Origin of the sequence: Chromobacterium sp. Rain0013 (assembly GCF_015291765.1) — a bacterium.
Taxonomy (GTDB): Bacteria; Pseudomonadota; Gammaproteobacteria; order Burkholderiales; family Chromobacteriaceae; genus Chromobacterium; species Chromobacterium haemolyticum.
Map to the genome: position 1 here is coordinate 4,852,929 of NZ_CP031514.1, position 13,361 is coordinate 4,866,289.

Consider the following 13,361-nt stretch of genomic DNA (forward strand, 5'->3'; position numbering starts at 1 on the left):
AACCCGCGAGCAACGATCCTTCATCGATGCTCGTAGCCAAGGGCCTGTTTGAACTCAAAGGACTTTGAACAGGTTCGTAAGAGTCTGTTCATAATCTGCTGCGCTTCGCGAGGCGTGACACGATGAGTACCGCTTCGAAATGCTCATGTACCACTTGACCATTCCGCTTTCTCGGCGGTTTTCGCCTTGTCTCGCTCTTGCTCGCTAGATTTTGAACTGGCTCTAAGCGCCGCCAGATCCATCGCTTCGCACGCCAGCACTTTCCCCTCGCGGAACGTCTCCCGGCTCAGGCCGCTCAACACCCGCCCCGGCGGCAGCTCCAGCAAGATGCGCATGCCGCGTTCCCACGCGTGGCGCGCCGCGTCAGCCCAGCGCTGCTGCCTCGCCATATTGAAAGCCAGATCATCGGCCAGGGCTTCCGCGCCGAACACTACCCGCGCGCGTCCGACGCTCAGATAGGGCACGGCCGGGGCGCGTATTTCCACGCCGGCGATAGCCGCCCGCAATGCTTCGGCCGCCGGCGTCAGCAGCGGGCAATGCGACGGCACGCCCAGCTCCAGACGGCGGCAAGCTCGAGCTCCAGCCGCCTTGGCCGCTGTCTCCAACGCCATCAGGCCGTTTTCATGTCCAGCGGCCACGAACTGGACATCACTATTCAGGTTGGCCAGATACAGCGGCGTCGCCGCGCTATGTATCGCGGCGATCAGGCTCTCCAAGCGCGCTTGGCTCAAACCGGTCACCGCCAGCATGCCGTAGCCGGCGGGGAAAGCCGTCTCCATCAATTCGCCGCGCAAGGCCACCAAACGCAGAGCGTCGTCGAAGCTGAGCCCTTGCGCCGCCACCGCCGCGGGCCAGGCGCCGATGGAAAGCCCCGCCACCATCGCCGGTCGCCAGCCTGAGACCGCCAACAAGCGCGTCGCCGCGACGCCGGCGATCAGCAGGCAAAGCTGATGCGCGCGGGTCGAGCGCAAGGCCGCCGCCCCATCCAGAACCAACGGATCGACGGCCAGAATCTCCTCCGCCTGACTCAAGGTTTGCGCAACCAGCGGGTGATTCGGCAAGCGGCGCAGCATGCCGGCATGCCGCTCGCCTTGCCCGGGAAAAGCAAACAGCGCACTCACAGGCCGTCCTCCCACCTCCAGGGATCGCTAAGCAAGCGCGGCCCCCGCCCGGTCTTCAACAGCACGTCGCCACGCGCCGACAACCATTCCACCAACGCGAAGCCGCCATGGCCGACATCGATCTGCACGTCTAGCCGGCACCCCCGCCACGCATTCAAACGCCGCAGCTCGTTCAATCGCGCCGGGTCAGGCCGGCTCGGCAGCCGGATCAGCAGATCCAGATCGCTGTCCGCGCGCAGCAGCGGCAAACCGCTGGCCAGTGCAAAGCCGCAGCTACCCGTGGGCCCCCAGGCCCAGCCGCACGCGTCCATCCATGGCCGCAACGCGGCCAGCGCCGACAGGGCAGGCTGCCTGAAACCGCTCCAATCGTCCAGCCTCGCCAACAGGCTTTCCGGGCTCAGCCGCTTCGCCACCGCCTCCGGCGCCAGCCAGGCCGCCAGCCGCTGTTCCCGTCGCCAGGCGCGCAAGCCCACGGGGATGTCGCCGCCGGAGCGCACATCGCGCCGCACCACCACCAGATCGGCCAATGGCCGGCCCGCGGCCAGCCAGTCCGGCCGTCCCGCCGGCAAGCGCAGTCCGGCGACATCGCCCACCCGCAGCAGATCATGCGCCCGCCAACAAGGCATGCTCAGACCGCCCTCAAAGCCGGCGGCGGCCTGCGGCGGGTCCAGGCGGTACGCAGATCATAACCATGGGCCAGTTGCAACACCGCCAGATCCGCGCGCGGCCGCCCAATGATCTGCATGCCCATCGGCAACCCTTGCCGATTAAAACCCACCGGCACGCTGACCGCCGGCAAGCCGGCCATGGTCGCGGCCAGCACGACTTCCATCCAGCGGTGGTAGCTGCTCATCCGCACACCGGCAATCCGCTCTGGCCAGGCCCGCTCCAACTCGAATGGAAACACTTGGGCGCTGGGCAACAGCAAGTAGTCGTAGTCCTCGAACAGCACCAGCATGGCGCGATACCAATCGCTGCGCACCTTGGACGCCTGATAGACATCCAGCGCGCTCAGCCCAAGTCCGCCCTCGATTTCCCATTTCAGTTCCGGCTTCAACAACCGTCGCTGCTCCGGGTCGCGATAATGGTGCTCCAAGCTGCCGGCCACCAACCAGTGACGCAAGGTTTGCCAGCTTTGCCATAGCGCGCTCATGTCAAAAGCCGGCGACGCCGGCGTCACCGCGCAACCCAGCGCTTCGAAATCCGCCAAGGCGCCGCGGCACAACGCCAGCACACCGTCTTCCATCGGCAAATAGCCATCGTAGTCGCCAAGCCAGCCCAGCCGCGCGCCGCGCAGGTCACGCTCCAACGGCTGCCGCAAATCCGGCGAATCGTAGGCCAGCGGGGCGCGCGGGTCCGCCCCGGCCTGAATGCGCAGCAAGGCCAGCAGGTCCGGCACCGACCGCGCCATCGGCCCCACGGTAGCGAGTTGCTGAAGGTAGAGCTCCGGCGAGGGGCCCAGCGGCGCGACGCCGGCGCTGGGACGGAAACCAAAAACATTGTTGAACGCCGCCGGGTTGCGCAAGGAGCCCATCATGTCGCTGCCGTCCGCCACCGGCAGCATGCGCAAAGCCAGGGCCACCGCCGCGCCGCCGCTGCTGCCGCCGGCGCTGCGCGCCGGATCATAGGCATTACCGGTAGCGCCGAATACCGGGTTGTAAGTATGGGAGCCGGCACCGAACTCCGGTGTGTTGGTCTTGCCGATAATGATGGCCCCCGCCGCGCGCATGCGCTCCACCATGATGTCGTCCTGCGTGGACACTTGGCCGCGATACAGGGGCGAGCCCATGCTGGCGACCAAACCGCGCGCGGCGGCCAGGTCCTTGACCGCCAGCGGGAAGCCATGCATCCAGCCGCGGCTGAAACCGCGGCTCAGCTCGGCGTCGCAACGCTCGGCTTCAGCCAGCAAGACGTCGACGGGTTGTAGCGACACCACGGCCTTGACGCCCGGATTCAGAGTTTCAATCTGCTGCAGATAAGCCTGCATCGCATCGCGGCAGGACAAGCGCCGCTCGTGCAAGGCGGCGGACAGCTCGCCTCCGTCCAACTCAACAATTTCCCGTACGCCGGCAGGCGTTTCGATCCTAAACACGGCTTGCTCCTTCCTTGTGGGGCGGCTGGCCGCGGTTCTCGAATCCGACGGCGCGGGCCGGCGCGCGCAGCCGGTAAGCGCCCAGCAGTCCAATTGGCAGACAGAACATCAGATAGAAGGCCGGCGCCAATGAGGAGCCGCTGTGCTGAGTGAGCAAGGTGACGATGAAGGGCGCGAAACCGCCAAACAGCATCACCGCCAGATTGTAGGAAATCGACATCGCCGTGGAGCGCACCTTGACCGGGAACAGTTCGCTGACCGCGGCCGGCACCGGGCCATTGCACAGGCCTTGCAACACGCACATGGTCACTTGCACCGCCAGCAAGCGCTCAATGCTAGGCGTCTGCTCCAGCCACCAGAACAGCGGATAGACCAGCAGCAGCATCATCCCCTGCGCGCCCAGCAGGATCGGCCACCTTCCAATTCGGTCCGACCACCACCCGGACAACGGCGTCACCAGAGTCAGCACCGCCACCGCAACGGTCTGGGCCGCGAAAGCCTGCTCCAGCGGCAGGCCAAACTGACGGCTGGCATAGCCAGGCATGCTGATCAGGACCACATAGAACACCGCGGTGCCCGGCACGATCAGCGCCAGCGTCGTCCACATACCCCCCATGTTGCCGGCCAAACCCAGCGCAAGCGGCGTGGCGGCCGGCTGACGGCTGGCGTGGACGAAGGCTTCGGTTTCCTCCATATGACGCCGCATCCACAATCCCACCGGCACAATCAGCAAACCAAAGACAAAGGGCAAGCGCCAAGCCCACGCCTCCAATTGCGGCGGGGTGAAAGCATAGCTGACCAAGGCGCCCATGGCCGCACCGGTCAACACCGCAAGCGACTGGCCGAACAACTGCCAGGAACCATACAAGCCGTGCTTGCCCGGCGGCGCCATTTCCACCAGAAAAGCGGTGGAGCTGGCGTACTCGCCGCCGGTGGCGAAGCCCTGGATCAAGCGCGCCAGCAGAATGAGCGCCGGCGCGGCCACTCCAATGGCGGCATAAGGCGGCGCCAGCACAATGATGAGGATGGCCAGGCTCATCAATCCCATGATGAGTTGCAATGCCGCCTTGCGGCCTTTGCGATCCGCGTAGACGCCCAACAGCACTCCGCCCACTGGCCGCATCACAAAACCGGCGCCGAAAGTGGCTGTGGCGAGCAGCAAAGAGGTGTACTCCTGACCATCGGCGGGAAAGAACTGCTTGGAAATCACCCCAGTCATGAAGCCGTAGATAATGAAGTCGTACCATTCCAAGGCATTGCCTATGATGGCTGCCGCCACCTGTTGAATGCGAGAACGGGAAGAAGTCTCAAGCGACATAGCGGCCTCCTGCTATTGGTTGGGGACTTAAGAACGTGTTTACGACCTGCTGCGCTGCGTGAAACGCTACCAGCGCCCCCCGACCACGCAGCCACTCGCTGCTGGCGATCAGCAGCAACATGAAGAAGCCCACGCCGCCGACATCGGCTGTGACGCCGATCTGCCACCCCAGCACGTCCCCCAGCGGCAGGCCACACAAAACGCAGGCCGCCAGTAAGACCACGCAATAAGTCACCATGAGCTCTGCTCCCATTGCTCGCGCAGCCGTTGCCGCACCAGGCGCGACGCCCTTTGCGCCATCCCCGCGCCTTGCCGCCGGCCCTGATCGCCAGCCTGCCGGATATCGGCCAAGGCCTCGCCCAAGGCAATGCGAACCCGAACGATGTCGGCCGCCGTGGGGGCGTCGATGTCCTCCACCGGCAATAAGCGCCACAGCAGCCCCAAGCCGGCATAACTGCGGATGTCGTAAGCCATGGGCGGCAACTCCGCAGCCAAGGCCTCCAGCGCCTCCACCGAGCGCAGGGTCACCTGCGCCGCCGCCTGCTTGCCCATCGCCTGCGTAATGACCTCGGCGGCGTCCAAGGCCAGCAAACGATTGGCCTGATGACCGTGGGCAAGCAGGCCTCCGGACATGGCCTGGCCAACCATCAGGCCAATCACCGGGTGGCCGGCCAGCCGCGCGCTGGCATAGGCGTCCACTGCCGCCGCCAAGGCCAGGTGGATGCCGTAAGCCTCCTCCCGGCGGCCATAAGCCTGGCCCGGAGTATCGATCACCGCGATGATGGCGCGTTTGTCGGCGCAGCCGGCATCCGCCGCCATGCCATCCCTCACCGCTTGCGCCAGCGCCCAGCCCTGTTCCAGCCCCACCTCCCCATGGCGAGCCCGAACAAAGCGGTTGTCCGGATCCGGCGTCAGGGCGATATAGCGCGCGGCCTGTCCCCTCAGGCTGGCATCGACCACCCGCAGCGCCGTGCCATAGACGCCACTGTCCGGCGCTGGCGCACCGCTCAGCGCCGCCAGCCAGCGGCTGGCCCGATTCCGCGATATCCCATGCTCTCCCATCTCTTCACGCCTCCTTCAGTCGATGGCCGCCAAGTTCATTCCAGACCGACGCCGGCGCCGGTTTTTTTCTGTTCAATACTCCGCCTTGCCTGATAAACCGCCGCCAAACTGAATATCCCCAAAACCACCAGATAATAAGCAGGGGCCAAATCGTCGCCGGTCGATTTAATCAACCAGATGCAAATCAATGGCGCAAAACCGCCAAATAGAGTCACGGCGATGTTGTAACTCAAGGCAATGCCTGTGGCCCGGCTTGCCGGCGGAAACAAATCCGCCATCACCGAAGGAATCACGGAAAAATACAACGCCTTGAGCAAAGCCAGCCACATCACCAAAAATATCAGACTGGTTTGACTGAGCTGCTGGCCCAATAGATAGAAGCCTGGATACGTGGTGAGCACTACCAGCAGCACCGACCATTTCATCAAAGTCATACGCCCTATTTTTTCCGCCCACAGTCCAGCCAGCGGGGTGACCACCGTCAGAATCACTCCCCCGACAAAGGTGGAGGTATAAGCGTCAAGACTGGGCAACTTCAGGGTTTGAGTGGCATAGGTGGGAATATAACTAATGACATAATTAATGGCGGTCGAGACCATCATTAAACCGATAGCGGTAAAAAACCAGGTTTTTTGCCGTAAAAATATATTTTTCAGCGGCTGTTCATCTTGCAAACCCTGGTGAAAACCGGGAGATTCATCGATATGGCGCCTAATATACAGCCCCACCGGGCCGATCAGCAGGCCAAAAAAGAAGGGAATGCGCCACCCCCAATCTTGTATATCCTGCTCGCTCAAAGCGCTCGCCAAGCCCATGCCGAACCCGGCCGCCAACAAGGTGCTGGCCCCTTGCGTGGCAAACTGCCAGCTGGCGATGAATGCCTTGCGCTCGGGGAAGTGTTCCACCAGAAAAGCGGTGGAGCTGCCAAACTCCCCTCCCGCCGAGAAACCCTGGATCAGCCGCGCCAGCACGATCAGCACCGGCGCGGCCATGCCGATGACGGCATAACCGGGCATCACGGCAATCATCAAACTGCCCAACATCATCAGCGAGATCGACACCAGCAAAGAAGCCTTGCGACCGGCCCTATCCGCATAAGCGCCCAAGACAATCGCGCCCAAAGGGCGAATCATGAAAGACATGCCAAAGCTGGCGAATGTGATCAACAGGGAATTGCTGACATCCTCACTAGGGAAAAAGGCATGGCCGATATAGCTGGCAAAAAACACATAAATGGTGATATCAAACCACTCTAGGCCATTGCCTATGCATGTGGCTATCAAGGTACGGTATAAATTGGGCTTGCCCAGCTTTTCCTCACTCGGCGCAGCCGCAACAGAATTAGCCATGTTCTATCCTCTTTGCCCGGCGAACGCTATTCGCAGGCAATATATTGTTAGCCATGCCTGAAATGACCATCTATTTCACCGCTCGGCCCAATCCTTGCCGCACAATGGCACCCTATGTTTTCCCGACTCTCCCAATTCCCAAAAAAGCCGGGTCATGATTTGCAAACCTTCTCTGGCGATGGATTTCAACATATGCTCATTCGCGCCATGCTGGCCACAAGCGGGATAGGAATGGGGAATCCATAAAGTGGGCAGTTGCAGGATGTCGGCAAACACCTCGTTCGGCAGCGAACCGCCGATATTGGGCAGCAAGGCCGGTTTTTTCCCGGAAGCTTGTTGAATAATCTGCAAGGCCCACGACACCAATGGGCTTTCCGGATCAAAACGCGTGGCGGGGGAGCTACTCAATACCTCAACCTCCACCTGTTCAAAACCATGCGCGTCCAAATGCCTGCGCACATGCTGACCGCAGGCTTGCCAATCCGTGCCTACGACGAAACGCAGCTGGCACACCGCGGCGGCGGAAGGAGGAATCGCATTGACTGGTTTCACCGGATCCCCGGCCAGGAAGGACAACACCTCCAGGCTATTCCAGCCGTAAAGTCTCTCCGTCGGACTTAAGCCGGCCTCGCCCCAGTCCGGATCAATCAGCGGATCACCAGGCTGCGGCTCAAGCGCAATATCGCTTAACAGCGCCTTCAGGCCGGCGCTCAGCGCCGGAGGCTTCAAAGCGCTCACCTGAATCTGCCCATGCTGATTCACCAGGCAGGCGATGGCGTTGGCCAATTGAATGGCGGGGTTGCTCAAGAGACCACCCCAGTTCCCGGAGTGATAAGCCTGTTGGCGCGCCCGCAGACTGAGTCGAAAATTAATACAGCCCCTAGAGCCTAAAAACAGGGTGGGCCGTTCCGCGTTCAAACGCGGGCCGTCCGAGGCGATGAAAATATCCGCCGCCAAGCGCCGCCGATGCCGAAGACAGATTTCCGCCAGGCCGGGAGAGCTGATTTCCTCGCCCATTTCGAACAGGATCTTGCAGTTAAAGCCCAAGCGCCCGCCCCTGGCCTGGTACACCTGTTGCAAGGCTGCGAAATTAATCGTGTGCTGCCCCTTGTTGTCGGCGCTGCCGCGGCCATACCAGCGATCGCCCTCCTCAAGCAGCGTCCAAGGCTGCAAGCCCTCGCGCCAATGTTCCGCCTGCCCGAACACCACGTCGCCGTGGCCGTAACACAGCAAGGTTGGCAAATCCGCCCCTTCCCGCCGTTCCGCCAGCAAAAACGGGCAATCGGCTTGCACCGGATTGTCGAGCAATTCGCAGGTAAACCCGATGGCGCTCAGGGCTGGCGCGATTTCAGTTTGCAAATACCGCAGCAAACTCTCCCTGCCCTGCGGATCCTGGCTTTCGGTCGCCATCGCCACCCGCCGCGCCAACGCTTGCCGCAGCTCGCCGCGGTCAAAGAATGCCTGCGCCTGCGCGGCGACTTGTTGTCCAGTCATCATCACAGCCCTCCTTCCATGACATCGCCTTGCGTCAGGGAGAACGCGCTCCGCGCTCGCCCCGCGTCAGCCTGTTCCGCCGCATCCAGCCGCGCCAGCACCGCGCGGTAATCATCAATGCGCTGGCTGCGGTGCCGCGGCGGCGGGCCCCGTCGCAACCAGTCCTGCACTTGCCGGCGGATCGCCGCCGCGTCATCGACGCAACACACATCGGCAAAGCCGGTGACATGGCGCTGCTCGCCGCCGCTCAGGCTCCAGATCAACTCGCGGTCGCTTGCGTCGTACTCCGCTGGCCCGGCCTCTTGCTCGATCACCGCCGGCCCATTCAGCCCCAGGCGCGCCTCGCGGGTCAGCAACAAATAGCTGCATAAGCCGGCGGCGATGCCCATGCCGCCAAAACACCCCACCGGTCCAACGCTGACCGCGATCACCGGCCGGTAGCGGCGCAGGTCGACGATGGCTGCATGGATATCGGCGATCGCGGCCAAGCCCAGATTCGCTTCCTGCAGCCTGACTCCGCCGGTTTCCAGCAATAGCAAGGCGGCCGTCGGCCGGCCGTGACGGTTGGCCTCGGCGGCCAGTTCCAGCATGCCGGCGATCTTGGCGCCGGAGACTTCGCCCAGGCTGCCGCCGAGGAAAGCGCCCTCTATCGCCAGTGCGGCGACTTCATGGCCATCCAGCCGGCCTCGCGCCGCCACCACGCCGTCGTCGGACTGAGCGACGATGCCCTGCCGCTCCAGCCATGGCGACTCCAGCCGCTGAAACGGATCCAACAGCTCTCGGAAACTACCGGGGTCCAACAGCTTTTTCAGCCGCTGGCGCGCGCCATGCTCGCTCAGGCGGTCACGTTGCAGAATCTCAACAGCGGCCATCGTCGCCCCCTGTCCGCCGGCCGGCCTCCAGCGCCTGCGCCAGCCGCAACCGGATCACCCCGGGGCTGGCGCCGAAGTCATGGATTTCCAAACGGACCGGCGGCCAGGCAGTCTCGGCGAACACGCGCTCCAGCACCCTGCGCCAAATGAGTTCGGTTCCCGCCAAGGCGGTGCTCACCATGACTTGGCTCACGCCGGACGTTGACGGCTCCAGCAATACCTCCAAATCCCCGGATCCCACAACCCCGGCCAAGCTCCGCCGGACGCCAGGACCGGCCGTTGCCGAGTAAGTGAATGTGTAGCGTTCCATCTCGTAGTCCCCCCTTGCCTGCGCCAGGCTGTCCAACAATAAGGTCGCCGCCAGCAAATCCGCCGCGCCGCCCGGCGACAAACGGCGGCGGCGCAGGCGCTGGTCCAGCTTCAACAACAGCCGCCATCCCTCTTGACTGGCGCAGCCCCCCGCCTGCAATACCGCCGCCGCGCCGTCTTGCGCCAGTTCCAGGCCGAACCTGCCGCCTCGGGCCAATAAACAGGTGTCGTCCAGTTGCCGCATGATCGCCAGCAGCGCGTCCAGCCGCGCCGGCGTCTCAGCCGCGCCGCGCCGCCGCGCCGCTTGCAGGGCCGGCAGTCCGTGATCCATCACCTGCGGGAAACCGGCGGCCGCCTGATGGCGCGCGCCGCCCACTCCATAGCGGGCACAGACGCGCCCACCCGGCAAGGCAAGCAGCGGCGGCGCGCCGGCATCCTTGACCCGCGCCAGCTCCCCAGCCCGCGCTCCCAAGGCCCTTAGCGGCAGCACAGGCCAAGCGGCGGCGGCCGTCACCAGCAGACCCAGAGCCCAAATCGCGCCGCGATGCGTATTGACGCCGCCGCTGGCGGCCAGCATCGCCGCCTCGGCTTGCCTTCCAGCCGCACCGATCCGGGCGCGCAGCTCCGGCAATCGGTCCTCTCCTGCTCCCTGTTCTCCCGCCTCCGCCATGGCCAGAAAGCCAGGCCGCAGCGCCCGCGCCGACCGGCACAGCAGCGCCCAATCCATGTCCCGGTGCGCGCCGCCGCCTCGCAGGTCGACCAGGCCGGGCTTGGGCGTCAATGTCGCCTCCGCCAACAAGGCCGCCACGGCGGCGTCGGCCAAAGCCGTAGGCGACACATGTCCTGTCCTCGGCTCGGGAGCACAGCTCATCCGGCCCGGCATCATCCGCTCCGAAACCGCGCGGGAGGCCGGTACAGGCCGCCGGACCACTCCACCAGTTCGGCCATGCTTTTGGCCGCCAGCCATTCGCGGCCGGCCTCGCCACGCGCCACGCCCAGGTCCTCCGGCAAGGCCACCAGCCCCTGCCGGCGCAAGCTTGCCCTTTGCGCGGGATCGCTGCGCAACCCTACCGGCGTGACTCCAGCCACCGCCGCGATCATCTGCCGTCGTTGCTCAAGCGATTCCGCCCGATAGAGATAGGCAATGCCGTCCTCGGTCAGAAGATGGGTCACGTCGTCCCCGTAAATCATCACCGGGGCCAGCGGCATGCCGCTGCTGCGGCCTACCGCCAACGCGTCCAGCGTTTCGACGAAGGTGGGCTGCATGTTTTCCTGAAAGGTTTCCACCATCTGCACCACCAGCTTGCGGCCGCGCTCCAGCATCGGTTCCGGCGCTGGGGGGCGCATGGCCAGCCAGGCCGGCGTGGCGTGACGACGGCCGCGCGGATCATGGCCCATATTGGGCGCGCCGCCAAAACCAGCCAGGCGGCCACGCGTCACGGTAGAGGAGTTGCCGTCGCCATCGACTTGCAGCGAGGCGCCGATGAACAGATCCACGCCGTATTGCCCGGCCAGTTGGCACAGCAGGCGATTGGAGCGCAAAGCGCCGTCGCGACCGGTAAAGAACACATCCGGCCGCGCCGCGACGTAGTTCTCCATGCCCACTTCACTGCCAAAACAGTGCACGCTGTCGACCCAGCCGCTCTCAATCGCGGGAATCAGCGTCGGATGCGGATTCAGCGCCCAATGCCGGCAGATCCGCCCCTTCAAGCCCAAGCGCTCGCCATAGGTGGGCAGGATCAATTCGATGGCGGCGGTATTGAAGCCGATACCGTGATTCAGCGACTGCACCTGATGCCGCTGGTAGATGCCGCGTATCGCCAGCATCGCCATCTGAACCTGCAAGGGTTTGATGTGGCGCGGATCGCGGGTGAACAAGGGCTCCATATGGAAAGGCCGATCCGCCGCCACCACGAAGTCTATCCAGTCGCCGGGGATGTCGACGCGCGGCAGTTCGGATGCGTCGTCGACCACTTGGTTGACCTGGGCGATGACGATGCCGTTGCTGAAGGCGGCGGCCTCCACCAGCGCCGGAGTGTCCTCGGTGCTGGGACCGGTATAGAGATTGCCGGCGCGATCGGCGCTGAAAGCGGCCACCAAGGCCACATTGGGCCGCAAATCCACTAGCAGCCGCGCATACAGCTCGATATATGTATGAATCGCGCCGATCTCCAACAAGCCGTCTTCCAGCAGTTGGCTGATGCGCAGGCTTTGCGGCCCGGCGAAAGAAAAATCCAGCCGGCGGGCGATGCCGCGCTCGAACGCGTCCAGGTGCTCGCTGCGGCTGACGCAGGGCATGATCATGTGCAAATCCCGCACCCGCTCCGGGTCCAGCTGCGCCAAGGCCCGCGACAGGAAATCGGCCTGTTTCTGGTTGTTGCCCTCCAGCACCACCTTGTCGCCCGACCGCAACAAAGCCTGCAAAGCGGGGACGATGTCGGCGCCGGCCAACAGCTTGCCCTTCGCCATCGCCCCCAAGCGCTCCACTCGCCGCCGCTTGTCCTGCCGCCGGTGTTCCCAGCCTCGCGTATCGCCCATGAACCATCCTCCAGGCCTTCACTTGATGCAGCTACCTTAAGGACTTGGCAACGCGGCCATCAATCAAGCACACTGGCGCATCATTACTAATAAGTTAATGATTGGCTTCAGCCAGCCGCTGGGAGGTCGCATGTGGACGCACGATGAAGTCACGTTGAAAAAGCTGGGGGTGTTCCTGGCCTTCATGCGCTTGGGAAATATGAGCCGCGCGGCGGAAGCGCTGGGACAAAGCCCGGTCAGCGTGCACCGCGCCCTGCACTCGCTGGAGCAAGCCTTGGCCTGCCCGTTGTTCCAGCGCAGCGGCCGCCGGCTGATTCCATTGGAGTCCGCCCAGGCTTTGCTGCTCAGCGCTGAACGGGCTTTGCTGGAGTTGGAGCATGGCGTGCGCCAGACTCGGGAGGCTGCGGGCTTCGGTTCGGCTAGGCTGCGGGTGGGCGCACTGTACTCGCTGACCGCAGGCGCGCTGCCACGCATTTTGGCGGGCCTGAAAACACGCAGGCCGCAATTGACGGTGGACCTGACGCTGGCCTCCAATCAGGAACTGCGGCAAAAGCTGGCCGATGGCGCGCTGGATGCTGTGGTCATTGTCGCGCGGGAAACACGCGCCGACCCGGCCTGGGTGAGCATCCCCATGTTCGAAGACGAAATCTGCTTCGCCGCGCCGCTCAACTCGCCATTGGGGCAATCCGAAAGCATCGATTTGGCCACGCTGCCCAAGCTGCCTTTTGTCAGCCTGCATGACAGCTTCGCCACCGGCCAGGATTTCATGCAAGCCTTCGCCATAGCCGGCGTCCTTCCAAATGTGGTGATGCGGGTGGCCGACATTTTTTCGCTGAGCAATCTGGTGTGCGGCGGCATCGGCTATTCCTTGTTGCCGCGCCGCGTGGCCTTGTTCAGCCCGCAGTTGCAGCTGATTCCGCTGGCCGCGCCGTATCGGCGGACCCAGCACATCCATTTACTCTTGGCCAGCAAACGCGAGCGCGATCCCAATCTGCTGGCGCTGGCGGCGGAATGCCGCCTCTACGGCCGCGGCCATTCCCCGCTTATCCCGCCTTCAGCCGCAACGGCACAAGCCTGAAAATACCAAGGTCATTTTTATGGCTATAACTACTACGGTATGAAATTTTTCTAATCACCAAGTAGTAGCCACTGACAAAAAATGACATTGCCGTCACAATGTCGCCCCATCTGAAACTACAAGCCGCT

12 protein-coding genes are annotated in these 13,361 nt (G+C 63.8%); 1 reads left to right on the forward strand and 11 read right to left on the reverse strand.

Annotated elements, in window-relative coordinates; all coding sequences use genetic code 11:
• Positions 1 to 143: 143 nt before the first annotated feature.
• The 11 genes from mdcH to mdcA all read right to left on the reverse strand — a co-directional run bounded on the left by mdcH (position 144) and on the right by mdcA (position 12,155).
• Positions 144 to 1,121, reverse strand: coding sequence for a malonate decarboxylase subunit epsilon (mdcH, locus tag DXT74_RS22115; RefSeq protein WP_194427001.1), 978 nt, complete (start codon positions 1,119 to 1,121; stop codon positions 144 to 146).
• On the reverse strand, positions 1,118 to 1,747 hold the full coding sequence (locus tag DXT74_RS22120) for a malonate decarboxylase holo-ACP synthase (protein ID WP_043638028.1): 630 nt from the start codon (positions 1,745 to 1,747) through the stop codon (positions 1,118 to 1,120). Before DXT74_RS22120 ends, mdcH begins: the two co-directional genes overlap by 4 nt.
• A 2-nt stretch (positions 1,748 to 1,749) precedes the next feature.
• On the reverse strand, positions 1,750 to 3,213 hold the full coding sequence (locus DXT74_RS22125) for an amidase (protein WP_196783798.1): 1,464 nt from the start codon (positions 3,211 to 3,213) through the stop codon (positions 1,750 to 1,752).
• Positions 3,206 to 4,531, reverse strand: a complete 1,326-nt coding sequence (locus DXT74_RS22130) for an MFS transporter (protein WP_043638026.1) — start codon at positions 4,529 to 4,531, stop codon at positions 3,206 to 3,208. Before DXT74_RS22130 ends, DXT74_RS22125 begins: the two co-directional genes overlap by 8 nt.
• Entirely contained in the window at positions 4,521 to 4,769 is a 249-nt protein-coding gene (locus DXT74_RS22135) for a malonate transporter subunit MadL (RefSeq protein ID WP_194427002.1), read from the reverse strand. The genes DXT74_RS22130 and DXT74_RS22135 overlap by 11 nt, the downstream gene beginning before the upstream one ends.
• Positions 4,763 to 5,593, reverse strand: a complete 831-nt coding sequence (gene mdcE / locus DXT74_RS22140) for a biotin-independent malonate decarboxylase subunit gamma (RefSeq protein WP_194427003.1) — start codon at positions 5,591 to 5,593, stop codon at positions 4,763 to 4,765. Before mdcE ends, DXT74_RS22135 begins: the two co-directional genes overlap by 7 nt.
• A gap of 35 nt (positions 5,594 to 5,628) precedes the next feature.
• The gene (locus DXT74_RS22145) at positions 5,629 to 6,942 is read right to left on the reverse strand and encodes an MFS transporter (protein ID WP_194427004.1); all 1,314 of its coding nucleotides are present in this window, start codon (positions 6,940 to 6,942) and stop codon (positions 5,629 to 5,631) included.
• Positions 6,943 to 7,017: 75 nt separating this feature from the next.
• Positions 7,018 to 8,439: a M20 family metallopeptidase gene (locus DXT74_RS22150; protein ID WP_196783799.1), complete on the reverse strand. Its 1,422-nt coding sequence runs from the start codon at positions 8,437 to 8,439 to the stop codon at positions 7,018 to 7,020.
• Positions 8,439 to 9,308, reverse strand: coding sequence for a biotin-independent malonate decarboxylase subunit beta (locus tag DXT74_RS22155; RefSeq protein ID WP_194427005.1), 870 nt, complete (start codon positions 9,306 to 9,308; stop codon positions 8,439 to 8,441). Before DXT74_RS22155 ends, DXT74_RS22150 begins: the two co-directional genes overlap by 1 nt.
• A complete protein-coding gene (locus DXT74_RS22160) occupies positions 9,295 to 10,455 on the reverse strand; it encodes a triphosphoribosyl-dephospho-CoA synthase (RefSeq protein ID WP_231138243.1) in 1,161 nt (386 codons plus the stop codon). The genes DXT74_RS22155 and DXT74_RS22160 overlap by 14 nt, the downstream gene beginning before the upstream one ends.
• A 44-nt stretch (positions 10,456 to 10,499) precedes the next feature.
• Positions 10,500 to 12,155, reverse strand: coding sequence for a malonate decarboxylase subunit alpha (mdcA, locus tag DXT74_RS22165; RefSeq protein WP_194427007.1), 1,656 nt, complete (start codon positions 12,153 to 12,155; stop codon positions 10,500 to 10,502).
• A gap of 130 nt (positions 12,156 to 12,285) precedes the next feature.
• Here mdcA and DXT74_RS22170 point away from each other — a divergent pair, with 130 nt between their 5' ends.
• The gene (locus DXT74_RS22170) at positions 12,286 to 13,233 is read left to right on the forward strand and encodes a LysR family transcriptional regulator (protein ID WP_194427008.1); all 948 of its coding nucleotides are present in this window, start codon (positions 12,286 to 12,288) and stop codon (positions 13,231 to 13,233) included.
• Positions 13,234 to 13,361: the final 128 nt, after the last annotated feature.

Bases quoted from the DNA above. Each gene is read 5' to 3' on its own strand.
- DXT74_RS22120 (WP_043638028.1), bottom strand. From the start codon at position 1,747: ATGCCTTGTTGGCGGGCGCATGATCTGCTGCGGGTGGGCGATGTCGCC.
- DXT74_RS22130 (WP_043638026.1), bottom strand. From the start codon at position 4,531: ATGTCGCTTGAGACTTCTTCCCGTTCTCGCATTCAACAGGTGGCGGCA.
- DXT74_RS22135 (WP_194427002.1), bottom strand. From the start codon at position 4,769: ATGGTGACTTATTGCGTGGTCTTACTGGCGGCCTGCGTTTTGTGTGGC.
- mdcE (WP_194427003.1), bottom strand. From the start codon at position 5,593: ATGGGAGAGCATGGGATATCGCGGAATCGGGCCAGCCGCTGGCTGGCG.
- DXT74_RS22145 (WP_194427004.1), bottom strand. From the start codon at position 6,942: ATGGCTAATTCTGTTGCGGCTGCGCCGAGTGAGGAAAAGCTGGGCAAG.
- DXT74_RS22150 (WP_196783799.1), bottom strand. From the start codon at position 8,439: ATGATGACTGGACAACAAGTCGCCGCGCAGGCGCAGGCATTCTTTGAC.
- DXT74_RS22155 (WP_194427005.1), bottom strand. From the start codon at position 9,308: ATGGCCGCTGTTGAGATTCTGCAACGTGACCGCCTGAGCGAGCATGGC.
- mdcA (WP_194427007.1), bottom strand. From the start codon at position 12,155: ATGGGCGATACGCGAGGCTGGGAACACCGGCGGCAGGACAAGCGGCGG.
- DXT74_RS22170 (WP_194427008.1), top strand. From the start codon at position 12,286: ATGTGGACGCACGATGAAGTCACGTTGAAAAAGCTGGGGGTGTTCCTG.